Source organism: Undibacterium cyanobacteriorum (genome assembly GCF_031326225.1).
Lineage (GTDB): Bacteria > Pseudomonadota > Gammaproteobacteria > Burkholderiales > Burkholderiaceae_D > Undibacterium > Undibacterium cyanobacteriorum.
The window spans coordinates 2,338,256-2,359,165 of record NZ_CP133720.1 but is presented as its reverse complement, the minus strand read 5'-3'; the positions used below and the strand labels follow the sequence as shown (position 1 = coordinate 2,359,165).

The following is a 20,910-nucleotide window of genomic DNA, read 5'->3' as shown; positions in this document are numbered from 1 at the left end:
TGTTGATAGTGATTCATCCACAACAAAAAACACTATTTTTGCGCTTCTTTCGGAGTCAATGCTTTGATCACAAGAGCGTGAATTTCTGTATGCATCAAATCGCCAACGGCATCATACACTAGTCGATGGCGAGAAATGCGATTTAGACCATCAAATTTTTCGCTAATAATTGTAACAGAGTAGTGTCCAGCGCCAGATGCAGCGCCAGCATGGCCTTTGTGCGCTGCGGAATCATCTTGTAGCTGGCACTTTGAAGGGGCAAATACCTCGTTGATACGTCGTTCGATCTCATGAAAACGTTGAATAAGGCGATCACTCATTGTCTTGCTCCGGAAGATACTTTGAGAGAGACGCGATCATGATGACGAAGAACACCGGTAAAGCTGCCAAGGAATACAGCTTGTAGCTAACCCACGTGCTTTGCGAATAGTTGAAAGCGACATACAAATTCATTAGCGCCATCACCATGGTGAAAATAGCAAAGGCGAAGTTACATTTTCTCCAAATATTGTCTGGTAGTACTAATGCTTCTTGCATGGTCATCTTCATTAAATTCTTGCCAAAGACTAGGTCGCTAACGAGAAATGCCACAGCATTTAAACCTAAAATAATTGTCGGTTTGAGTTTGATGAAAGTGTCGTTTTGGAAATAAATTGTGGCGCCGCCGAAGATCAAAATGATAAAGAAGGTCATCCAAACAAGGATGGAAATCTCCTGTTTTCTAAGTTTGAGATAGAGAACTTGGATAACCGACGATATGACTGACAGCCCTGTCGCCAACAAAATAGGCCCCATTGTCAAACTTATGGAGTGATTGCTGGTTACATTGCCCAACAAGTCAATGGCTAACTTTTGTGATTCGGTCGGAAATTTGCCGGCAATATTGTATGTAACAAAAAAAATGATGACAGGGAAAATGTCGAACAATAACTTCATTCTAGCTTTCTTCTAATGGTGTAAATCGTAACGATGCAGAATTAATGCAATAGCGCAATCCAGTTGGTTTGGGACCATCTGGGAAAACATGCCCCAAATGCGCGTCGCAGATATTACACACAATTTCGGTTCGCGTCATGCCAAATGAGTGATCGGGGATCTCTCTGACGTGCGCTGAATTCAAGGCTCTAAAATAACTTGGCCAACCGCAGCCCGATTCAAATTTGGTGTCCGAGGCGAACAGTGGCGTATTGCAACAGACGCAATGATAAATGCCATGTTCATGGTGATCCCAGTAACGCCCGGTAAAGGCTCGTTCGGTCGCCGCTTGCCGCGTGACTTTGTACTCCATTTCAGATAATTGTTCGCGCCACTCAGCATCACTTTTGATGACTTTCATCGTCTATCTCCCGTCTTTGAATTTTCGGTAGTGAAATAAAATTATTAGTCGAAATTAAGAAGAACAACTTACAGAAATGTGTGAGGCCCAATCAGGCGGAAGTGCCGCATATCGTTCGAAGTTTGTTTGTTCGTCAAAAGGATTTTTCAGTACCTCGTGTAATTGCTCTGCCACTGAAAAATCGCCTTTTTCGGCAGCTTCAATCGCTTCTTGCGCCAAGTAGTTGCGCAATACGTATTTGGGATTGTGCTGTTTCATCGATGTGAGTCGCTCAGTCTCAATACTATTTTCAAGCGACAGACGGTTTTGGTAGTGTCTCAACCAAGTATCAAATCCATCACGGTCTAAAATTTGGTTCCGCAATTTTTGGTAGGTTTGAGAATTGTGGAAATCGGGCTGATTTAATTCAAGATCAGAAAGTGCGCGGAAGCAGTAGGTATAGTCGCTAGCGCTACCCGCTAGTAATTCGAACCAAGTTTCAAAGAGCTGAGCATCTTCACTTTGACGTCTTTTAAGACCAAATTTTGCGCGCAAGAACTTTTCATGATGGGTGTCGAAGCTCGGTACATAGTGTGAAAGTGCATCTTGCGCCGCATCGATATCATCAATTAAGGGAAGCAATGCTTGTGCTAAGGCATGGCAATTCCATTGTCCGATGCGCGGCTGCATATGGAAGGCGTAGCGTCCTTGGGTATCGCTATGATTGCAAATTTTTTGTGTCTCGAAACCATCCATAAAGCCGAACGGGCCGTAGTCAAGAGTCAAACCGAGAATCGACATGTTGTCGGTATTCATGACCCCGTGCATAAAGCCGACCGCTTGCCAATGGGCGATTAATTCGGCGGTTTGTTGCACAACCCGTTTGAGAAATTCATAGTAAGGATTTGCTATCGAGAGCAAGTCAGGGAAGAAATGCTGAATACAATAGTCCGCTAGGCTTTGGAGTTTCTCGTGTTCTCCGTTGTAGTACCAATGTTCGAAAGATCCAAATCGAACGAAGCTTGGCGCTACCCGCGTGACAATGGCTGTTGTCTCAGGTTGTTCACGCATCGCATATTGTGGAGAACTGGCGAGACAGAGTGCGCGTGTAGTTGGAATGCCTAAGCCGCACATCGCTTCTGAGCACAGGTACTCGCGAATTGATGAACGTAAGACGGCGCGACCATCGCCCATGCGTGAGAATGGCGTCATGCCAGCCCCTTTGAGCTGCAGTTCTTGACGTGGGTAATTCGGGTTCGAATGCGCGAGATCACCCAAGAGGATGGCGCGACCGTCGCCTAATTGCCCAGCCCAAACGCCGAATTGGTGCCCCGAATAGACCGCTGCAAGTGGCCGACTTCCTGGTCCGATTGCTTGACCAGAAAATACTTCTAAAAATCTTTCGGATGCGCAAATCTCTGGCGTGAACCCTAGGTCTTGAGCAAGTGTGTGATTGACTAAGGCCATTCTGGACTTACTCAATGCTTGGGGCTTCACATGCGCAAAAAAGTCGTCACCAAGCTCCGCAAAGTGATTGCGAAATTCAGGAAAGGAATGGGAAGAGGGAGTTTCTGTACTCATGTTGCAGCAAACTTAGACACGATTTGCGGCATTGTGACAGAGTTTTGAAAACGATGTTGGTACCCTGCTGGGACAGAGTACCAACCCGAGAGTTTTACGCAGTCATACGCTCGACAACTTTGCAGCCATCGATGAGGAACGAAAGGCTGACCACCAGCACCAATTCACCTTCTGCGGAACGAGCAGTACCATTAATGCCAGGCGTAGAGATGCAAGTGAGCGGCTTGATGACAAGATCAGAAGTGCCATCGACCGAGTCGACTGAAATAATGTAAGGATTCGGTGCCGCGATGACAATCCCCACTTTTTCGGTGCTCTTTTCATAGCCCAAAACCTGACCTAAAGAGCGAATCGGAAGAGGGCGTCCCAAGTCGCGCAAGACCGGTTGACCACCGACACTCTCAAATGAGTCTGGCAATTCCACCACGCGCTGCACAGTTGCCATTGGTAATGCGAGCGAGGCGCCGGCACAGCGAACCAACATAGTGGGGACGATCGACAACTCGATCGGCAAACGAATGATGAAAGTAGTACCTTTGCCTAAGTGCGAATTGATGCGGATCGCGCCACGGTGACGCTCCACCGCCGTTTTAACGACGTCCATCCCGACACCGCGACCGGATACACTGGATGCTACTTCTTTGGTCGAGAAACCAGGCAAGAAGACGAGTTGGAACGCTTCGTCGTCAGTGCGCGCTTCATGCGAATTAATCAGGCCTTTAGAGATCGCTTTTTCGCGCAAACGATTGGCGTCCATGCCTTTTCCATCGTCGGTCACTTCAATCATGACGCTGCTGGACTCTTGCCATGCCTTAAGCAGGATCTTGGCACGTGGCGGTTTGCTCGTAAGCGCGCGCTCTTCGGGAGATTCAATCCCATGATCAAGCGAATTGCGTAGCATGTGTACCAATGGATCGTACAAACTATCGACAACCACACGATCAACTTCGGTCTCAGCACCAGAAATCTCGAGATCAACTTCTTTACCAAGGTCTTTCGCGAGTTCACGGATCAAACGTGGAAACTTCTGGAATAGTCGACCGACTGGTTGCATGCGAGTTGCGAGAGTCGCTCTCTGCAATTCGGTCGAATAGCGCGACGCGCGATTGAGTGTTTCTGTCAGTGCCGACATCAATGGAGCGGCATCGCCATCAAATGTGAATTGCGACAACTTTTCTAGAAGCACTGCCGCTTGATTGGCAGCTTGCACCGACTCGCCAGCAACCTCTAGCAGTACATCAAGTTTGACCGCATCAATACGAATACTCTCTTCTTTCAGCGGCGCGGCTTGTTTTACATCATTGCTCGCCAAAGATGTCTTGACGGCCTCTTGTTCTTGCTTGATAACGGGGGAAACTTGCTCTGGTTCTGGAAGAGTTCCAGCCGGCGTTACCGCACGGTAGTAGTCATCCCAAGGAACGTCGCCCGTTTCTGAAATGGCACCTGCAGCGCCAACACCAGCATTTGAAGCTTGGGACTGAGTTAGCTCCGGCACTTTGGCGGCAGGAGCTGACTCAGCTTTACTTGAGGAACCGGGATTCTTGCCCTCGATAGCATCATTTAGTGCCTTTTCCAAATGGGCAGGCATAGTTGAAAGTTGCTCTGGCTCGGTACCGTTTGATAAGGCGGTAAGTTGATCAGAGACGAAACCACTGGCCTCCAACGCGGTGTCGATGGCGAAGGGAGTTACTGGTGATTTCCCGGTTCGGAGTGCGTCAAATAGATTTTCGGTGAGGTGACAAGCAGACACCATTGCGCTGAGGTTCATAAAACCCGCGCCACCTTTGATTGTGTGAAACGACCTGAACACCGCATTTAAGGTATTCATGTCACCTGGATTGCGTTGAAGTGAAAGCAGGTGCTCTTCTACGTTGACCGCTAAATCTAATGCTTCAACGACAAATTCTTTGAGCATGTCATCCATTTAGAAGCCCAGACTATCAAGGAGGTTATCAACATCATCCTGTTCCAATGCAGCGTTTGGAACAGATGGTCCTTCCATTAATTCGATCGCTTTCTCTTTCAATTCTGTTGGCGCATTATCGAGCAGGATTTGTGCGAGCTCTCTCTCGACTGCTTGGGTAATGACCAGCACTTTCTTGATAAGCTGTCCAGTAAGATCCTGAAAGTCCTGTGCCATCATAATGTCGAGTAGGCGAGCTTTCTCTGCTTCTGTCGCATTGTTTACTCGATTAGCGAATACTTTCGAGTCTGCTGCTAGTAACTTAAACTCATCGATACTGATCTTGCCAGCAAACAGCGCATCCCATCGTTCTTCAATGTCCTTGGCTGTTTTTTGTAGACTGTCTTGTTCAGGAATGCCAACGTCAGTGGCGTTCAATACTTTGTTGGCGGCTTGTTCGGTCAGAGTCGCGACGTACTCAAGCCGGCCTTGGGCATCAGCAATTTGCGACGCAACATCCGATAGTGAGCGGTCATACCCCAATTCACGCATCGAATCGTGCATCATCCTTACTAAACCTCCAAGTCGATCAAAGATCGGTTTGGAAGCGTCAGGTTCTTTACTTGGATGAAGCTTGAGGCCGTTGTTCGGCTCCTCAGGCGCGGGCGGGCTTGCTGGGGGACTGGTTGGTGCTGCAGCGGAGGAGGCATGTTGACTTGCCATTTCCTCGAAAAGTGCATCTAGATCATCTGCTGAATCGGTCATAATCCTGGAATCTCCATGTTCACCGTTTTATTGATGCGACTAAATGGTCGATGCGTACCAAAGCTTCACCGAATTGATGTTCTTGTAGTCAGTTTTGACAGCCAAAAATTTACGTACGGTAACGCTTAATACATGGTGTAAGCATAACCCTGAGCAACAAAATTTGTCATCACTTTATTCTGTTTTTGGTGAAATTAATTACAAACCTTGCGGATTTGCAACTAAGCGTCTCAAAAATAGCTCTGGAGTTTCGATTGCAAACAATCCTAATGCTCTCGTTTTACGTCCTAGTTTCAGCAATGCCTTGTCTTTGCTCACCAAGACTTGCGCTTGGGAGTCGCGTGCGTGCTCGAGAAATTTTTGATCGTCTTTGTCTGTGCACACCGGCAAGCGCTCTGGTCGCGCCGGAAAATCCACCACAGGAATGAATTGATCAAAACGCGCTACAATCTCGCCGCGATTGGTTTCGTTCACTGGAAGGTGTGGGTAATCCAGTACGGCTAACCATTCTTCGCGGCAGTCGAAACGGGTGTTCGTGCGAATACTTCCATTACGCAATCCTTCCAAAATGAGATTCCAACGTGCATCGCGAAACGCGAAGAGATCTAAACAGACGTTCGTATCAATGACGATGTGTAAGGGCATGCGGGACTTCCTTAATGATTTAATTTGATCGGTTTAATTAGACTGGTCTTAGACTAGCACTTACTAGCTTTGAAAATATGTCACTTTTATTTTTATTATCACCAGCGAAAAGCTTGGATTTTGAATCTCCACTTCCAGTAAAGCAAGCAAGTGTTCCGCAATTTATAGAGCGCTCTGAAGAGCTTGTGGGGACTGCATCCAGAATGAGCCCCATGCAGTTACAAGAATTAATGAACATTTCCGCGGATTTAGCAAAACTCAATTATGCGCGGTTTCAAGAATGGAATATAGACCATAGCCTCGAGCAGGGGGCGCGTCCTGCTTTGTTTTCGTTTAACGGAGATGTCTACGATGGATTGCAAGCACGTCAAATGGGCAAGCGCGAATGGACTTATTTAGACAAACACCTTCGCATCCTCTCTGGGCTCTATGGTGTACTACGCCCACTCGATGCGATGCGGCCGTATCGCCTTGAAATGGGATGTAAGCTTAAGCATGGGAAATACAAGAACCTCTATGACTACTGGGGCCTAACAATTACCGATGCCATCAATGAATATATGGATGCCGCAAAACTGAAGTGCGTGGTCAACCTCGCTTCAGAGGAGTACTTCGGAGTTGTGCATGCAAAAGCTTTACAGCACAAGGTGATTACCCCAATTTTTGAGGATTTTTCTTCCGGTAAATTTAAGATTGTTTCTTTCTTTGCTAAGAAAGCACGTGGCGCTATGGTTCGTTATTGTGCGGAGAATAAGATTAAGAAAGTATCTGATCTGAAAGAGTTCGATCGGGATGGTTATGCATTTTCTGTCGATGCATCAACGGAAACGCGCTGGGTGTTCCGTAGATCAAATTGACTAGGATCGCAAAGGTCTAACGCCTTGCGAGTTGAAGGAAAAACAAAACGGCCCAAGATTGGGCCGTTTGTTTAATTGAGTTACGGGTCGTTTAATGTTTTTTTTGCTAGCGATTTACCAGAATTTCCACCAAGATTTCTTCTTGCCGCCATCTGCGAGTAAGGTGCTATTGGGGAAGTTCTTGTCGTAGACTCGTTTCGCATCATCGCGCAATTCTTTCATGCCCATGGCATCGTAAGATTTGATGAGCACCACAAGCGCTTCTTCGATCGCTGGCGCATCCGGATATTCTTTGATTGCCGATTGCGCGCGATTCGCCGCAGCCAAATAAGCACTGCGTCGATAGTAATATTTGGCAACGTGTAAATCATTCTGCGCCAGAGCGTTCACCAGATACTTCATGCGCAGTAGCGCATCAGGCGTGTATTTGCTATTGGGATATTGAGTGACAAGTTCCTTGAAAGCATCAAACGAATCGCGTGTCGCCTTGGGGTCACGCTCTGTAATGTCTTGATTTGCTACGAAACTTAAAAAACCCATGTCGTCATTGAAATTGACCAAGCCCCGTAGGTAATACATGTAGTCTACATTTGGGTGATTTGGGTGCAACTTGATAAACCGTTCAATTGCTGCGAGTGCTTGCGCTGCCTCTCCTTGTTTGTAATAAGCATAAGCAATTTCTAATTGAGCTTGCTGCGCGAACGTACCGAACGGAAAACGAGATTCGAGTTTTTCAAAAAGCTGAATTGAGCGTTCATAGCTTCCGGATGCTAATTCATCCTTCGCTTCAGCGTATAATTTCTCAGCTGGCCAATTTTTACTCTCTTCAACTTTATCACCAAACAAACCGCAGCCAGCGAGCGATAAAGTTAGGATGAGACTGAACAACTTTACAGATTTAATGTGCATAAACGTTTTACTGTGCATGAGAATAATTAACGGATTATAGCCGATGGCAAATAATGTGAAACCAGCAGACGAGCAGATTGTAACCGATAGTTTGCCAGAAGTTGATGATATTGAATTAGATGATGATTTGGAGAAAGAGTTTGCTTCTCCTGAGCTTGAACAGATTGAGTTGGTGCTGCCAGATTCTATCTGCGGTGAGCGACTTGATAAGGTCTTGTCAAAATTAGTACCTCAATATTCAAGGGCACGGATGCAGAAGTGGATTGAAGAGGGTAATGTCACTGTGGATGGTGCGCCATCAAAGATCAAAACCACGATGCTTGGTGGTGAAAAAATCCTCATTCAGCCCCAGGTCAGCCCAGAAGACTGCGCCTTTAGTGCTGAAGACATCCCTTTGAATATTGTTTTCGAAGATGACCATTTGATCGTATTGAATAAGCCCGCAGGCTTGGTAGTACATCCAGCAGCAGGCAATTGGTCCGGCACTTTATTGAACGGTTTGCTCTTTCATCGGCCTGGGCAAAGTTCAATCCCACGTGCGGGGATCGTGCACCGCCTCGATAAAGATACTTCCGGTTTGATGGTGGTGGCGAAGACTTTGACCGCGCAGACAGAGTTGGTGCGTCAATTACAAGCTCGCACGGTCTCTCGTGAATACTATGCCCTGGTGTGGGGCCAGCCGAATATCAGTGGAACGATTGATGCCGCAATTGCTCGTCATCATCGCGATCGCTTGAAGATGGCGGTTTCACAGAGCATGTTTGCTAAGCCTGCTGTGACCCATTACCAGCGTGTCGCGACGGGAAATCTGGAAAAGTTCCCTGTTAGCTTAGTCAGCTGCAAACTCGAAACGGGGCGTACCCATCAAATCCGTGCGCATATGTTGTCGTTGGGTTTTCCATTGGTAGGTGACACGCTCTACGGCAAACAGCATTTGGCGCGCTTCTTCCACCGTCAAGCTTTGCAGGCTTGGCGTCTTGGTCTCAATCATCCTGCAACGGGCGACTATCAAGAATGGCGCATTCCACTCGAAGCCGATTTCGCTGAATTGCTGCAGCAAGCGGCAATTGAACAACCTGAAGTATGAGTGTAGATCAGAATCAAGTACCGTTCTTACTGCTACCGAATTGGTTGGGCCTGCCCGTAGGTGTCAGAGCCTTGAGCACGACTCGTAATGGCGGCACCAGTTTGCCGCCATATGATGGTGGATCCTGTGGTGGCAAACGGAGCACGGGTAATGGATTCAATTTGGGCGAACATGTTGGTGATGACATAAATCATGTTCTGGCGAATCGTGCCGCTTTAGAATCGTACATTGAAGTTCCTGTCACATTCTTATCACAAATTCATGGCAATATAGCTATCGATGCAGATGATTGGCGTCCGGGAATTGAAGCTGATGCTGTCGTCAGTACACGATCTAAGCAAGTCTGTGCGATTCAAACGGCGGACTGCCTACCAGTGCTTTTCGCGGCAAAAAATGGAAGAGTGGTTGGGGCTGCCCATGCTGGATGGCGCGGCTTGGCAGCGGGTGTTCTTCAGAATACTGTGAAGGCCATGCGTCAGCGAGGCGCAGACGAGATCACCGCGTGGTTAGGGCCAGCGATAGGCCCTGCCAGCTTTGAAGTGGGTAAAGAAGTAAAGGATGAATTCGAAGCGGTGTTGAGTCAGGTGAATCATTGCTTCACTCCGCATGGTGAGGCGAAGTACTTGGCGAACTTGTATGCACTCGCAAGAGTTGCATTGCAGACTGTCGGGGTGGTCGAAGTTACAGGGGGAGAGTACTGCACCTACAGCGATCATCAGCGGTTTTATTCATACCGTAGAGATCGTGTGACAGGTCGAATGGCCAGCCTGATCTGGCGCGAGTAGGAGCCTCTTAAACCTCTCAGGCTTGATCGTTTTCTTTGACGCTGTTTGTACTTTCCGAAATCTGCTGATTTTGTGACTGCTGGTTTGATTGCTGGTTCGACTGCTGCCGTGCTTGTTCTTGCCGCTCTGCATATTCAGCACGAATTTTGCGTTTTCGTGCAGAGCTGCTGAGGATGTACAGCACTAGAGACAGAGGGATCACGCAGTAGCCAAGAAAGGTCATAATGCCAGCGATCAAAGAAGATTCGGTCAGCGCCATCATCATCACGACAAAAATCCACGCTATTGCGATAAGATACAAAAAAGGCATAAAAACACCAATGTAGGGAGTGAGGTAGTTTGATTTTCTTGCTGGGTAATGTCTCGTATTATGCGGAATTCAAACTGCCGTAAGTCTGAATGTTTGAATCTGCTTGACCGAAATCATGCCCTTATGCAAAGCTGTCTGATATTTTAACCTGTTGTCGGCAAACCCTAGAATCGGATTGAAAGAATGAGTGATAACCCGCAAAGTTTGATGATGGATTGGATGCAGCAATGGATGAAGCAAAATCCAATGCAAGATTGGCTCAAACAAGATTCGCAGAATATGTTTAGCGCAGATTCGGCGATGTTGAAAACGATCAAGGATTTTGGCGCAGAGATCGACCCCCTTGTATTGACCCGTTTGCAGTCAGAATATTTCGTTGAACTCGGCAATCTATGGAAAGACTTTCTCGGATCGAAGCTACCTGAATTTAACGATCGACGTTTCTCAGCAGCCGACTGGCATAAGCAAACCATGCACGCGTATAACGTGGCGATTTATTTGCTCAATGCACGTTTCCTTGGACTACTCACAGAAGCCGTTCAAGCTCCTGAAAAGAAAAAACAAAAAATTCGCTTCGCTGTTCAACAAATGGTCGATGCGATGTCTCCAGCCAATTTCTTGGCGACCAATCCTGAAGCACAAGCGAAGATTATTGAAACCGGCGGCGAGAGCCTGCGCCAAGGTATCACGCTGATGCTGGAAGACATGCAAAAGGGACGTATTTCATTGACGGATGAATCAGCCTTTGAAGTCGGACGCAACGTGGCGACCACTGAAGGCACTGTGATATTTGAAAATCGTTTGTTCCAGCTGATTCAATACAAACCCTTGACTAAGACAGTGCACCAAACGCCTCTATTGATGGTGCCTCCGTGTATCAACAAGTTCTATATTTTGGATTTGCAACCTGAGAATTCCTTGGTGCGTTATGCCATTGAGCAAGGGCACACTGTATTCCTCGTCTCTTGGGCTAATCCCGATCAGAGTTTGTCGGGTGTGACTTGGGACGACTATATCGAAGAAGGTGCAATCACTGCGATCGAGGCCGTTCAAGCGATTTCTAAACAAGAGAAGATCAACACCTTTGGCTTTTGCGTCGGTGGAACGATTCTGAGCACAGCGCTGGCTGTACTGGCAGACCGCGGCGAGCATCCAGCCGCGAGTGTGACACTTTTGACGACCTTGCTTGATTTTACTGATACCGGGGTGTTGGATGTCTTCGTCGATGAGTTGCAAGTCGCCATGCGCGAACAAACCATCGGCAATGGTGGCCTTTTGCCCGCACGTGATTTGGCAAGTACCTTCTCCGCATTGCGCCCTAATGATTTGGTTTGGAATTATGTGCAATCGAATTATCTGAAAGGCCAACGTCCACCGGCTTTTGATCTTTTGTATTGGAACTCTGATAGTACGAATTTACCGGGCCCTATGCTGTGCTGGTATTTGCGCAATACCTATCTTGAGAATAGTTTGAAAGTACCGGGCAAGCTGAAGGTTGCTGGTCATCCAGTTGACCTTGGAAAAATTGATGCGCCGGTATTTGTGTATGGTTCGCGCGAAGATCATATAGTCCCATGGCAATCGGCTTACGCGTCGATGGGCTTGTTGAATCCGAAAAAGAAGAGCCGCAATCGTTTCGTGTTGGGCGCTTCTGGCCATATTGCTGGTGTAATTAATCCGGCTTCGAAAAACAAACGTAGTTACTGGCTCAACGATAAAACATCGGCTGATGCCAAGTCATGGTTTGATGCTGCAACGGAGTGTCCGGGGAGTTGGTGGCCAGAGTGGGCGGAATTTTTATCTGAACATGGTGGCAAAATGGTCAAAGCACCTACCAAAGCTGGTGCAGTAGGGTATAGTGAGATAGAGCCTGCACCTGGACGTTACGTTAAGGTGAGGGCTGATTAATTCCGAGGTTTGTTGATTGCGTCTTCTTATGTTGAGATGAATCAGCATCCCGATAATGAGCACGTATGAGCACGTAATAATGCAGTGTGGAATGCATCGATGTAAGTAAATTGGTCGGTGCCTTAGATGTCCTGAGTTTGGTAATTCGTTGAAGAACCTCTTTATAAATTGGAGATAAAGTATGGCAAAGCGCATCGCTTATGTAACTGGTGGTATGGGTGGTATCGGGACCTCGATTTGCAAACGTCTGTGCAAGGATGGCTTCACAGTCGTTGCAGGTTGCGGACCAAACTCACCACGTAAGGACAAATGGTTGGCAGACATGCGCGCAGAAGGATATGACGTTCACGCTTCTGAAGGTAATGTGTCCGATTGGGAATCCACTCGTGCCGCGTTTGAGAAAGTGCGTGCTGAAATTGGTGAAGTTGACGTCCTCGTTAATAATGCGGGTATCACACGTGATGGTCAGTTCCGCAAAATGAGCAAAGCGGATTGGGATGCGGTTATCGATACCAACCTGAATTCCTTGTTCAACGTGACTAAACAAGTGATCGACGGCATGGTTGAGCGTGGTTGGGGACGTATCATTAACATCTCGTCCGTGAATGGTCAAAAAGGTCAGTTTGGTCAGACTAATTACTCGACTGCGAAAGCAGGTATTCATGGTTTCTCTATGGCATTGGCGCAAGAAGTTGCGACAAAAGGCGTTACCGTGAATACAGTCTCTCCTGGTTATGTCGGTACCGATATGGTGCGTGCGATCCGCCCGGACGTATTAGAGAAAATCGTCGCTGGCATTCCTGTCAAACGTTTGGCAGAACCTGAAGAGATCGCATCTATCGTGGCATGGATTGCCTCCGATGAAGGTGGTTACGCTACAGGATCAGACTTCTCGATCAACGGCGGTCTGCACATGGGTTAATCCTGAGTGGTGACGGGGCTTTCGTAAGAACCGTCACCATCCGATACAGGAAAATGGAACTTTATGGGCTATTCTTACCTGAGGATGGGACGGTTCGCATCGCCTGCGACCGTTTTTGGTGCTAATATTCCGTTACATTGTGTTGAATGTAAGTACCTTGCAAGTTGTTTCTGAGATAACCGTCGGATTTCTACGAGAATTCAATGAATAGCACAAAGAAAATTAGTAAGCATTTAATCAAGAAGTACCCGAATCGCCGTTTGTACGACACACAAACCAGCAGCTATATCACTTTGGCTGATGTGAAGCAATTTGTGATGGAGCACGATGACTTCGCGGTGGTGGATGCAAAGACTGGCGAAGATTTGACACGTAGTATCTTGCTGCAAATCATTTTGGAAGCAGAGGCTGGTGGTGCACCGATGTTTTCTAGTGTCGCTTTGGCCCAGATTATTCGTTACTACGGTCACGCCATGCAAGGCATGATGGGATCGTACTTGGAAAAGAATATCCAAGCGTTTATCGATATCCAAAATAAATTGACCGAGAGCACCAATGGCTTCGATGGTAAGGCCTTTAGCCCAGAAATGTGGACACAGTTCATGAATGTACAAGGTCCAATGATGCAAGGCATGATGGGCAATTACATCGATCAAAGCAAGAACTTGTTTGTTCAAATGCAAGAACAAATGCAAAATCAATCAAAGAATATGTTCGGCTTCCCATTTCCAACGGAAGAAAAGAAGAAGTAAGTTTAGCTTAACGAGCCTGTGGCATCTGACATTAGAGTGCCCTGACTTTAGTAAGGCAACGAGAAAGGGTACAATAGCAACTTGCTTTGTATCCTTTTTTTATTATGTCCTCAGAAAACTCCTCCAGCCCACAAGCATTGTCACAGCTCGCGCCTAAAGTGGGCTTCGTTTCGCTTGGATGTCCGAAAGCTCTCGTTGATTCCGAACAAATTTTGACGCAATTGCGCGCCGAGGGTTACGAAACTGCGAAGTCTTATGACGGTGCCGATCTTGTAGTCGTCAATACATGTGGCTTTATCGATGCAGCCGTCCAAGAATCCTTGGATGCGATTGCCGAAGCGCTCAATGAGAACGGAAAGGTTATTGTAACGGGCTGCTTGGGGGCGAAAAAAGATGCGCAAGGCAATGATCTGATTACCAGTATTCACCCTAAAGTCTTGGCAGTGACGGGCCCTCATGCCGTCACGGAAGTAATGAGTGCGGTCCACGAACATCTCCCAAAACCACACGAACCTTTCGTTGATTTGGTACCGCCACAAGGTGTGAAACTGACACCGAAACATTTCGCGTATCTCAAAATTTCTGAAGGATGTAATCATCGCTGCAGTTTCTGCATCATCCCATCGATGCGCGGAGATTTAGTGTCACGTCCAATCGGTGATGTTTTGCAGGAGGCTGAGAACTTATTTAAGGCCGGGGTCAAAGAGCTGCTCGTCATCTCTCAAGATACAAGTGCCTACGGCGTTGATATCAAATTCCGTACCGGATTCTGGGATGGCAAACCCATCAAAACCCATATGACGCAATTGGTGGGAGCCTTGGGCGAATTGGCCAAACGTTATGATGCATGGGTGCGTTTGCATTACGTTTATCCCTACCCGCATGTTGATCAAATCATTCCATTGATGAACAACGGCCACGTGTTACCGTATTTGGATGTGCCGCTGCAGCACGCCCATCCTGATGTGCTGAAACGCATGAAACGCCCTGCGAGTGGCGAGAAAAATATTGAACGTATCAAAGCATGGCGTGAAGCGTGTCCTGATATCACGATTCGTTCGACTTTCATCGCTGGCTTTCCAGGTGAAACGGAAGAAGAATTTGAGTATTTATTGGACTTCTTACGCGAGGCGAAAATCGACCGCTTAGGTTGTTTCGCTTATTCACCAGTCGAAGGAGCCACTGCGAATGAGATCGAAGGGCAATTGCCGGATGAGGTTCGTGAAGATCGCCGTCGTCGCGTAATGGAATTGCAGGAACAAATTTCACGTGAGCGTCTGCAAGCCAAGGTCGGTAAAACCTTACGCGTACTGATCGACAGCATCGATCGCAGCGGTGGCGTGGGTCGTGCCTCTGCAGACGCGCCTGAAATCGATGGCGTGGTCTACGTGAAGCCACCGTATGAGCCGCATCGCAAACTCAAAGTTGGTGAGTTTGTTGACGTAGAGATTACAGCTGCAGATTCGCACGATTTGTGGGGCGAAGCCATCTAATTTTCTGTAGTTAGAAAGAGGGGCCGCGGCCCCTTTTTTTCTGCGCCATTTTATTCGACAAGAAGCCTAAAACTTATTGAAGAGAATCCAAGTTCATGAGCAAGAAAAATTACTCGACCAGCACTTCATTGGTACATCCAAGTTATCAAGCACCTCAAGGCTTTGCAGCCTTCCCCACAGCGATTCATCATGCATCGACTGTCTTGTTTAAAGATGTGGACACCATGCGTGCTCGTAGTTGGCACAATAAGTCCGCCTACACTTACGGATTACACGGAACGCCGACTAGCTTCACTCTCGAAGGTCAGTTGGCGGCGATTGAGGGAGGAGAGCATTGTGTTCTCGCACCGAGCGGCTTGTCAGCGATCAGTCTCGTCAGCTTAACTTTCCTCAACACAGGTGATGATGTCCTCATTCCCGACAATGCCTATGGTCCGAATAAGGAGTTCGGTGAGTGGCTGAAATCGAGTTTTGGCATGAGCGTGCGCTATTACGATCCTATGATTGGTGCGGGAGTTGGCGATCTCATCCAAGCCAATACCAAGTTGCTATGGACTGAGGCACCCGGTTCAGTATCAATGGAAGTGCCAGATTTGCCAGCTTTGTGTGCTGTAGCAAAGAGTAAAGGCGTGGTCGTTGCACTTGATAACACATGGTCGGCGGGGCTTGCTCTGAAACCGTTCGAGCTCGGCGTCGATATCTCCATGCAGGCGCTGACCAAATATCAAAGCGGCGGCTCCGATGTGTTGATGGGCGCGGTGATCACCAGAGATGGTGAACTGAATAAACGCATCCTCACCACCCATATGCGACTGGGCTTAGGTGTTGGTATGGACGACGTGTATTTGGTGTTGCGCGGCCTTCAAACGATGAAGCTACGTTTCGACGCACACGATCAGGCCGCACGCAAAGTCGCAACATGGCTGAAAGCTCGCCCTGAAATTGCGAAAGTGTTGCACCCCGCTTGGGAAGATTGCCCGGGACATGAATTCTGGAAACGTGATTTTTCCGGAGCCGGCGGTTTGTTTTCAGTGATCTTTGATCCGCAGTTCAGCGAAGAGCAAACGGATCGTTTCGTGAATAATTTAGAGTTGTTTAAGATTGGTTTTAGTTGGGGTGGCACGCATAGTCTTTGTGTTCCTTATCGCATCGAAAAAATGCGCCAGCAATGGAACGATCAAGGCATTCTGGTGCGTTTCAATATTGGTTTGGAAGACACAGAAGATTTGATCGCCGACATTGAACAAGCCATGGCAAAAATGGTCTAAACCAGCGTTGTGCTAGTCTTTGTTGTAACCATCTAGTACCAATCGAATGAATTGAAGAGGAATAGCGTGACTCTCAGCGTAAGAAATGCCCATCCTAACGATGCAGCGACCATTCACCGCTTTGTGGTGGAGCTCGCAATTTATGAAAAAGCGGAACACGAAGTCAAAGCATCTATCGCCGACATTGAGCAAAGCATTTTTGCTGTCGATTCGCCGGTCAAAGCTTTTATCTGTGAGATGAATGGCGAAGCGATCGGATTTGCCGTGTATTTCTACAATTACTCGACTTGGCAGGGGCGCAAAGGAATGTATTTGGAAGACCTTTACATTTCGCCGAAATCGCGAGGTCTTGGAGCTGGTAAATTCTTGCTACAGCATTTGGCAAAGATTGCGGTCGCTGAAGGTTGCGGTCGTTTTGAGTGGAGCGTACTCGACTGGAACCAACCTGCCATCGATTTCTATCATGCGGTAGGCGCGAAACCTCAATCAGAGTGGGTTAAATATCGCTTGGCGGGCGATGATTTGCTTAAGTTTGCTGATGCTTAGTCGTTCAAAACAGCACCTAAATTAAATAGAAAACAAAGCCCACATCTTCCAACGTGGGCTTTGTTTTTATCTGCTCAGTGCCAGTACAGTGCCAGATAAATTATTTGCTTGCTGCTTCCGCTTGTGATGCAGCCGCCGGTGCGGCAGCTGGAGTAGATGCTGCGCTTGCTACGGCTTCTGGTGCTGGAACAGATGCTGCTGATGCTGGCGCGCTCGCAGATGCACTTGCAGATTCAGTGATGCCATGATTCGCACCAGCTTCGCCAGCCATGTCCATCTTATCGCCAGATTTAAAGATAAAGAACAAAGCGACTGCTGCAAAAACTAAAAAACCAACTAAAGCCTTCCACATAATTGACTCCTCTTTTAGGTTTGAAAAAACTTGTTTTGATATCGCCTATGAAAATTCACGGGTCATATCTATCGTGTGTTGAAATCTTGGTGTTTCCATTATCGCAGCTAGAAAAAAGGGATGATACCTTGCGATATCATCCCTTGATCTAGCTCATAGCATGGTTACTAAGCTGATTACGCCGCTAACAACTGACGCAACACGAATGGCAAGATGCCGCCGTGCTTGTAGTAGTCAACTTCGATTGGTGTATCGATGCGCAACAAGACTTTCACTTCTTGCTTGCTACCATCAGCGCGGTTAATCACCAGAGTTACTTGTTGTTGTGGTTTGATGTCGTTCTCGATACCTTTCAGGTCGAAAGACTCGTTACCAGTAATGCCCAAGGAATCAACGCTATCACCCGCCAAGAATTGCAATGGCAAGACACCCATACCAACCAAGTTGGAGCGGTGGATACGTTCAAAGGACTTTGCGATTACGGCTTTAACGCCCAACAATTGCGTACCTTTCGCAGCCCAGTCACGGGAAGAGCCTGTACCGTATTCTTCGCCGCCGAAGATCATGGTTGGAGTGCCTTCCGCAATGTATTTCATCGCTGCGTCGTAAATCGACATTTGTTCGCCACTTGGTTGGAACAATGTTTCACCGCCTTCAACGCGAGAACCGTCTGCTTTCGCAGGGATCATCAAGTTCTTGATACGAACGTTGGCAAAGGTGCCGCGCATCATGATTTCGTGATTACCACGACGTGAGCCGTAGGAATTGAAGTCTGCTTTCAACACGCCGTTTTCTTTCAACCACTTACCAGCTGGGCTCGATTCTTTGATGGATCCGGCAGGTGAGATGTGATCGGTTGTGATGGAGTCACCAAACACGCCCAAAGCGCGAGCGCCGCTGATACCTGTCGCCGCTGCTTTTGGTTCCATTGTGAAGTCAGCAAAGAATGGTGGCTCAGCAATGTAAGTGGAGCTTGGCCAGTTGTAGACTTCGCCTTCTGCCACACCTTTGATGTCTTGCCACAACTTGCCTGGAGCGCCTTTGACGTCAGCATAGTTGTCCTTGAAAGTCTTGGAGTTCATCGCGAACTTCATTAACTTATTGATCTCTGCGCTAGTTGGCCAGATATCGCCCAAATAAATATCTTTACCTTTGACGCGGCCGACTGGTTCAGTCATCAAGTCTTTAGTGACATTGCCAGCGATCGCATACGCTACGACCAATGGTGGCGAGGCCAAGAAGTTGGAGCGGATGTTTGGATGAATACGTGCTTCGAAGTTACGGTTACCAGACAAGACTGCAGCCGCAACGATATCGTTAGCAACGATGGCCTCGTTCATGGCCGGTGTCAAATCACCAGCATTACCGATACAGGTCGTGCAGCCGTAGGCGGTTACGCCGAAGCCCAATTTTTCCAAGTATGGCAAGAGGCCTGCTGCTTCGAGGTATTTGGTGACCACGCGGGAACCAGGAGCCAAGGATGTTTTAATGTGTGCAGGTACTTTCAAACCAGCTTCCACTGCTTTCTTCGCCAACAAACCAGCGGCCAACAAGACGCTAGGATTTGATGTGTTGGTGCAAGAAGTGATCGCTGCGATTAATACGTCACCGTTTTTGACTTTCACGCCATCCGCATTGGTGTAAGTTGCTTCCAAATCTTCAGCTTTTTTATTGAAGCCATTTTCTGCAACTGGTTTGCCGAACAATTCTGTGAATGTCGATTTGACGTTGCCGATTTCGATACGATCTTGTGGGCGTTTTGGACCAGCCAAAGATGGTGCTACTGTAGACAAATCCAAAGTCAATTCAGTGGTGTAATCGATCTCGCCTTTTTTCGGGATCCCGAACATTTTCTGGGCTTTGAAGTAGCCTTCAAATGCATCGATTTCTGCTTTCGTACGGCCGGTGCCTTTGAAGTAATCGATGGTAGCTTCGTCAACTGGGAAGAAGCCCATGGTCGCGCCGTATTCTGGTGCCATGTTGGCGATCGTTGCACGATCTGTCAAAGACAAAGAACGTGTGCCTTCGCCGAAGAACTCTACGAACTTACCAACGACTTTTGCTTTACGCAGCATTTCTGTGATGGTCAGGACCAAGTCGGTTGCTGTACAGCCTTCGCGCAAAGCACCCGTCAAGTTCACACCAACCACGTCAGGTGTCAAGAAATACACTGGCTGACCGAGCATACCCGCTTCAGCTTCGATACCACCGACACCCCAGCCAACAACACCGATACCATTGATCATGGTTGTGTGGGAGTCTGTACCGACCAATGTGTCTGGGTAGTACACATCGTTTTTCTTCTTGTCGCTGACTTTGTGTACGCCGCGTGCCAAGTATTCGAGGTTAACTTGGTGAACGATACCAAAACCTGGTGGCACCACACCGAAAGTGTCGAATGCTTGCATGCCCCATTTCATGAATTGGTAACGCTCGTTGTTGCGTTGGAATTCCAATTTCATGTTCAAATCCAATGCCTTCTTCTCGCGGAAGTGATCGATTTGTACGGAGTGATCAACCACCAAATCCACAGGTACCAATGGTTCGATATTTTTTGGATTCTTGCCTTGTTTTGCCGCAACGTTACGCATCGCAGCCAAGTCTGCCAACAATGGAACGCCAGTAAAGTCTTGCAAAACTACGCGTGATACAACGAATGGAATTTCATCAGTACGGGCTGCAGTTGCACCCCAGTTCGCCAATTGTTTGACGTGTTCTTCGGTCACTTTTTTGCCATCGCAGTTACGCAATACAGATTCCAACACGATACGAATGGAAACAGGCAAACGTGAAACTTTGACGCCGAGGTTTTTTTCTAAGGCTGGCAAAGAAAAAAATTTACCTTTCTTAGTGTCGGTGATTTTGAAATCCTTTAGCGTTTTAAAAGGGTCTTGATATGCTGCTTGGCTCATGGCTGTTCCTTATAGTGAAGATGAACAATACGAAATAATAAATCTAGAACATTGTTGAAAATGCGCTTTGCTTCAAATCAAGCGAGGCATCTTCATAAGAGGCTTGTTGCTTATTTGGTTTGTGTATTTGATTTGTTATCCAACTCAGCGGTCATCGTTGGGCGATTCGCTTTGCATTCGTTTGCAAGTTGCTGGCCGCGACGTGAGTCGAGTAACAAAGCTTTGGCTGGGATGTCGATCCACACCAAGCCTGCTTTCTCGTTTTCGAAACGATTAGCGCCAGTTGAGGTCTCAACTTTGGTTAATTTATACAAACGATTTTTCCAACGCATGGCGATCGTATTGTCGTCGCTTGGATGGGCGTAGGTCGTGATATTAGCGCCAAGTTCACATTTGTAGTCGGTGTTCTTGTCATGCTGAATTTCTGGTTCTGGCTCCTCTGCTTCCACCGCTTTACTTGGGGCCGCTTTTGCAGTTTTAGCTTTGCCTGATTTCTTCAATGCTTCCAGCGGAAGCGCTGAAGCGGAGGTACTGATGCCGAGTACGCCACTGAGAGCGAGCAAGGCGCAAATTGTTTTCAAACTATGTTTCATTCCTAAC

21 protein-coding genes are annotated in these 20,910 nt (G+C 47.5%); 9 read left to right on the top strand and 12 right to left on the bottom strand.

Annotation, left to right across the window (positions count from 1 at the left end; all coding sequences use genetic code 11):
* Positions 1-32 precede the first annotated feature (32 nt).
* The 7 genes from RF679_RS09905 to RF679_RS09875 all read right to left on the bottom strand — a co-directional run bounded on the left by RF679_RS09905 (position 33) and on the right by RF679_RS09875 (position 6,209).
* Positions 33-320: a BolA family protein gene (locus RF679_RS09905; RefSeq protein ID WP_309480478.1), complete on the bottom strand. Its 288-nt coding sequence runs from the start codon at positions 318-320 to the stop codon at positions 33-35.
* Positions 313-936: an inner membrane-spanning protein YciB gene (locus tag RF679_RS09900; protein ID WP_309480477.1), complete on the bottom strand. Its 624-nt coding sequence runs from the start codon at positions 934-936 to the stop codon at positions 313-315. Before RF679_RS09900 ends, RF679_RS09905 begins: the two co-directional genes overlap by 8 nt.
* Position 937: 1 nt before the next feature.
* Positions 938-1,336: a peptide-methionine (R)-S-oxide reductase MsrB gene (gene msrB, locus RF679_RS09895; protein ID WP_309480476.1), complete on the bottom strand. Its 399-nt coding sequence runs from the start codon at positions 1,334-1,336 to the stop codon at positions 938-940.
* A gap of 54 nt (positions 1,337-1,390) precedes the next feature.
* Positions 1,391-2,896 (bottom strand): protein adenylyltransferase SelO, encoded by a 1,506-nt coding sequence (locus RF679_RS09890; RefSeq protein ID WP_309480475.1) that lies wholly within the window; start codon positions 2,894-2,896, stop codon positions 1,391-1,393.
* Between the two features lie 94 nt (positions 2,897-2,990).
* Complete coding sequence (locus RF679_RS09885; protein WP_309480474.1) at positions 2,991-4,820, bottom strand: chemotaxis protein CheA; 1,830 nt, start codon at positions 4,818-4,820, stop codon at positions 2,991-2,993.
* Positions 4,821-5,564, bottom strand: a complete 744-nt coding sequence (locus tag RF679_RS09880) for a protein phosphatase CheZ (RefSeq protein ID WP_309480473.1) — start codon at positions 5,562-5,564, stop codon at positions 4,821-4,823.
* 198 nt (positions 5,565-5,762) lie between these two features.
* Positions 5,763-6,209, bottom strand: a complete 447-nt coding sequence (locus RF679_RS09875) for a putative toxin-antitoxin system toxin component, PIN family (protein ID WP_309480472.1) — start codon at positions 6,207-6,209, stop codon at positions 5,763-5,765.
* A 77-nt stretch (positions 6,210-6,286) separates the two neighbouring features.
* Between RF679_RS09875 and yaaA the strand changes: the two genes are divergently transcribed.
* The gene (gene yaaA, locus RF679_RS09870) at positions 6,287-7,066 is read left to right on the top strand and encodes a peroxide stress protein YaaA (protein ID WP_309480471.1); all 780 of its coding nucleotides are present in this window, start codon (positions 6,287-6,289) and stop codon (positions 7,064-7,066) included.
* A gap of 114 nt (positions 7,067-7,180) precedes the next feature.
* On the opposite strand, the gene RF679_RS09865 is transcribed toward yaaA, so the two are convergent.
* Entirely contained in the window at positions 7,181-7,975 is a 795-nt protein-coding gene (locus RF679_RS09865) for an outer membrane protein assembly factor BamD (RefSeq protein ID WP_309480470.1), read from the bottom strand.
* Positions 7,976-8,018: 43 nt separating this feature from the next.
* Between RF679_RS09865 and RF679_RS09860 the strand changes: the two genes are divergently transcribed.
* On the top strand, positions 8,019-9,062 hold the full coding sequence (locus RF679_RS09860; RefSeq protein ID WP_309480469.1) for an RluA family pseudouridine synthase: 1,044 nt from the start codon (positions 8,019-8,021) through the stop codon (positions 9,060-9,062).
* The gene (pgeF, locus tag RF679_RS09855) at positions 9,059-9,847 is read left to right on the top strand and encodes a peptidoglycan editing factor PgeF (protein WP_309480468.1); all 789 of its coding nucleotides are present in this window, start codon (positions 9,059-9,061) and stop codon (positions 9,845-9,847) included. Before RF679_RS09860 ends, pgeF begins: the two co-directional genes overlap by 4 nt.
* Positions 9,848-9,863: 16 nt before the next feature.
* Here the strand turns inward: pgeF and RF679_RS09850 are convergent, their stop codons facing one another.
* Positions 9,864-10,157, bottom strand: coding sequence for a hypothetical protein (locus RF679_RS09850; protein WP_309480467.1), 294 nt, complete (start codon positions 10,155-10,157; stop codon positions 9,864-9,866).
* A gap of 183 nt (positions 10,158-10,340) precedes the next feature.
* Here RF679_RS09850 and phaC point away from each other — a divergent pair, with 183 nt between their 5' ends.
* From phaC to RF679_RS09820, 6 genes are all read left to right on the top strand, one after another.
* Positions 10,341-12,065, top strand: coding sequence for a class I poly(R)-hydroxyalkanoic acid synthase (gene phaC / locus RF679_RS09845; protein ID WP_373921666.1), 1,725 nt, complete (start codon positions 10,341-10,343; stop codon positions 12,063-12,065).
* A gap of 181 nt (positions 12,066-12,246) precedes the next feature.
* On the top strand, positions 12,247-12,987 hold the full coding sequence (locus RF679_RS09840) for a 3-ketoacyl-ACP reductase (protein WP_309480466.1): 741 nt from the start codon (positions 12,247-12,249) through the stop codon (positions 12,985-12,987).
* Positions 12,988-13,190: 203 nt separating this feature from the next.
* Positions 13,191-13,739, top strand: coding sequence for a polyhydroxyalkanoate synthesis repressor PhaR (gene phaR / locus RF679_RS09835; RefSeq protein ID WP_309480465.1), 549 nt, complete (start codon positions 13,191-13,193; stop codon positions 13,737-13,739).
* 104 nt (positions 13,740-13,843) lie between these two features.
* A complete protein-coding gene (rimO, locus tag RF679_RS09830) occupies positions 13,844-15,232 on the top strand; it encodes a 30S ribosomal protein S12 methylthiotransferase RimO (protein WP_309480464.1) in 1,389 nt (462 codons plus the stop codon).
* Between the two features lie 95 nt (positions 15,233-15,327).
* Positions 15,328-16,500, top strand: coding sequence for a cystathionine beta-lyase (locus RF679_RS09825; RefSeq protein WP_309480463.1), 1,173 nt, complete (start codon positions 15,328-15,330; stop codon positions 16,498-16,500).
* 66 nt (positions 16,501-16,566) lie between these two features.
* A complete protein-coding gene (locus RF679_RS09820; protein WP_309480462.1) occupies positions 16,567-17,046 on the top strand; it encodes a GNAT family N-acetyltransferase in 480 nt (159 codons plus the stop codon).
* Between the two features lie 100 nt (positions 17,047-17,146).
* Here RF679_RS09820 and RF679_RS09815 read toward each other — a convergent pair whose 3' ends face one another.
* The 3 genes from RF679_RS09815 to RF679_RS09805 all read right to left on the bottom strand — a co-directional run bounded on the left by RF679_RS09815 (position 17,147) and on the right by RF679_RS09805 (position 20,903).
* Positions 17,147-17,398: a hypothetical protein gene (locus RF679_RS09815; RefSeq protein WP_309480461.1), complete on the bottom strand. Its 252-nt coding sequence runs from the start codon at positions 17,396-17,398 to the stop codon at positions 17,147-17,149.
* A 176-nt stretch (positions 17,399-17,574) separates the two neighbouring features.
* On the bottom strand, positions 17,575-20,310 hold the full coding sequence (gene acnA, locus RF679_RS09810; RefSeq protein ID WP_309480460.1) for an aconitate hydratase AcnA: 2,736 nt from the start codon (positions 20,308-20,310) through the stop codon (positions 17,575-17,577).
* Positions 20,311-20,420: 110 nt separating this feature from the next.
* The gene (locus RF679_RS09805; RefSeq protein WP_309480459.1) at positions 20,421-20,903 is read right to left on the bottom strand and encodes a hypothetical protein; all 483 of its coding nucleotides are present in this window, start codon (positions 20,901-20,903) and stop codon (positions 20,421-20,423) included.
* Between the last annotated feature and the right edge of the window lie 7 nt (positions 20,904-20,910).

What these genes read in the sequence shown, in the direction of transcription:
- RF679_RS09860 (WP_309480469.1), top strand. Translation starts at nt 8,019, where the DNA reads ATGGCAAATAATGTGAAACCAGCAGACGAGCAGATTGTAACCGATAGT.
- rimO (WP_309480464.1), top strand. Translation starts at nt 13,844, where the DNA reads ATGTCCTCAGAAAACTCCTCCAGCCCACAAGCATTGTCACAGCTCGCG.
- phaC (WP_373921666.1), top strand. Translation starts at nt 10,341, where the DNA reads ATGAGTGATAACCCGCAAAGTTTGATGATGGATTGGATGCAGCAATGG.
- RF679_RS09850 (WP_309480467.1), bottom strand. Translation starts at nt 10,157, where the DNA reads ATGCCTTTTTTGTATCTTATCGCAATAGCGTGGATTTTTGTCGTGATG.
- RF679_RS09885 (WP_309480474.1), bottom strand. Translation starts at nt 4,820, where the DNA reads ATGGATGACATGCTCAAAGAATTTGTCGTTGAAGCATTAGATTTAGCG.
- acnA (WP_309480460.1), bottom strand. Translation starts at nt 20,310, where the DNA reads ATGAGCCAAGCAGCATATCAAGACCCTTTTAAAACGCTAAAGGATTTC.
- RF679_RS09865 (WP_309480470.1), bottom strand. Translation starts at nt 7,975, where the DNA reads ATGCACATTAAATCTGTAAAGTTGTTCAGTCTCATCCTAACTTTATCG.
- RF679_RS09890 (WP_309480475.1), bottom strand. Translation starts at nt 2,896, where the DNA reads ATGAGTACAGAAACTCCCTCTTCCCATTCCTTTCCTGAATTTCGCAAT.
- RF679_RS09875 (WP_309480472.1), bottom strand. Translation starts at nt 6,209, where the DNA reads ATGCCCTTACACATCGTCATTGATACGAACGTCTGTTTAGATCTCTTC.
- RF679_RS09900 (WP_309480477.1), bottom strand. Translation starts at nt 936, where the DNA reads ATGAAGTTATTGTTCGACATTTTCCCTGTCATCATTTTTTTTGTTACA.
- pgeF (WP_309480468.1), top strand. Translation starts at nt 9,059, where the DNA reads ATGAGTGTAGATCAGAATCAAGTACCGTTCTTACTGCTACCGAATTGG.
- RF679_RS09805 (WP_309480459.1), bottom strand. Translation starts at nt 20,903, where the DNA reads ATGAAACATAGTTTGAAAACAATTTGCGCCTTGCTCGCTCTCAGTGGC.
- RF679_RS09815 (WP_309480461.1), bottom strand. Translation starts at nt 17,398, where the DNA reads ATGTGGAAGGCTTTAGTTGGTTTTTTAGTTTTTGCAGCAGTCGCTTTG.
- RF679_RS09880 (WP_309480473.1), bottom strand. Translation starts at nt 5,564, where the DNA reads ATGACCGATTCAGCAGATGATCTAGATGCACTTTTCGAGGAAATGGCA.
- phaR (WP_309480465.1), top strand. Translation starts at nt 13,191, where the DNA reads ATGAATAGCACAAAGAAAATTAGTAAGCATTTAATCAAGAAGTACCCG.
- msrB (WP_309480476.1), bottom strand. Translation starts at nt 1,336, where the DNA reads ATGAAAGTCATCAAAAGTGATGCTGAGTGGCGCGAACAATTATCTGAA.
- RF679_RS09905 (WP_309480478.1), bottom strand. Translation starts at nt 320, where the DNA reads ATGAGTGATCGCCTTATTCAACGTTTTCATGAGATCGAACGACGTATC.
- RF679_RS09825 (WP_309480463.1), top strand. Translation starts at nt 15,328, where the DNA reads ATGAGCAAGAAAAATTACTCGACCAGCACTTCATTGGTACATCCAAGT.
- yaaA (WP_309480471.1), top strand. Translation starts at nt 6,287, where the DNA reads ATGTCACTTTTATTTTTATTATCACCAGCGAAAAGCTTGGATTTTGAA.
- RF679_RS09840 (WP_309480466.1), top strand. Translation starts at nt 12,247, where the DNA reads ATGGCAAAGCGCATCGCTTATGTAACTGGTGGTATGGGTGGTATCGGG.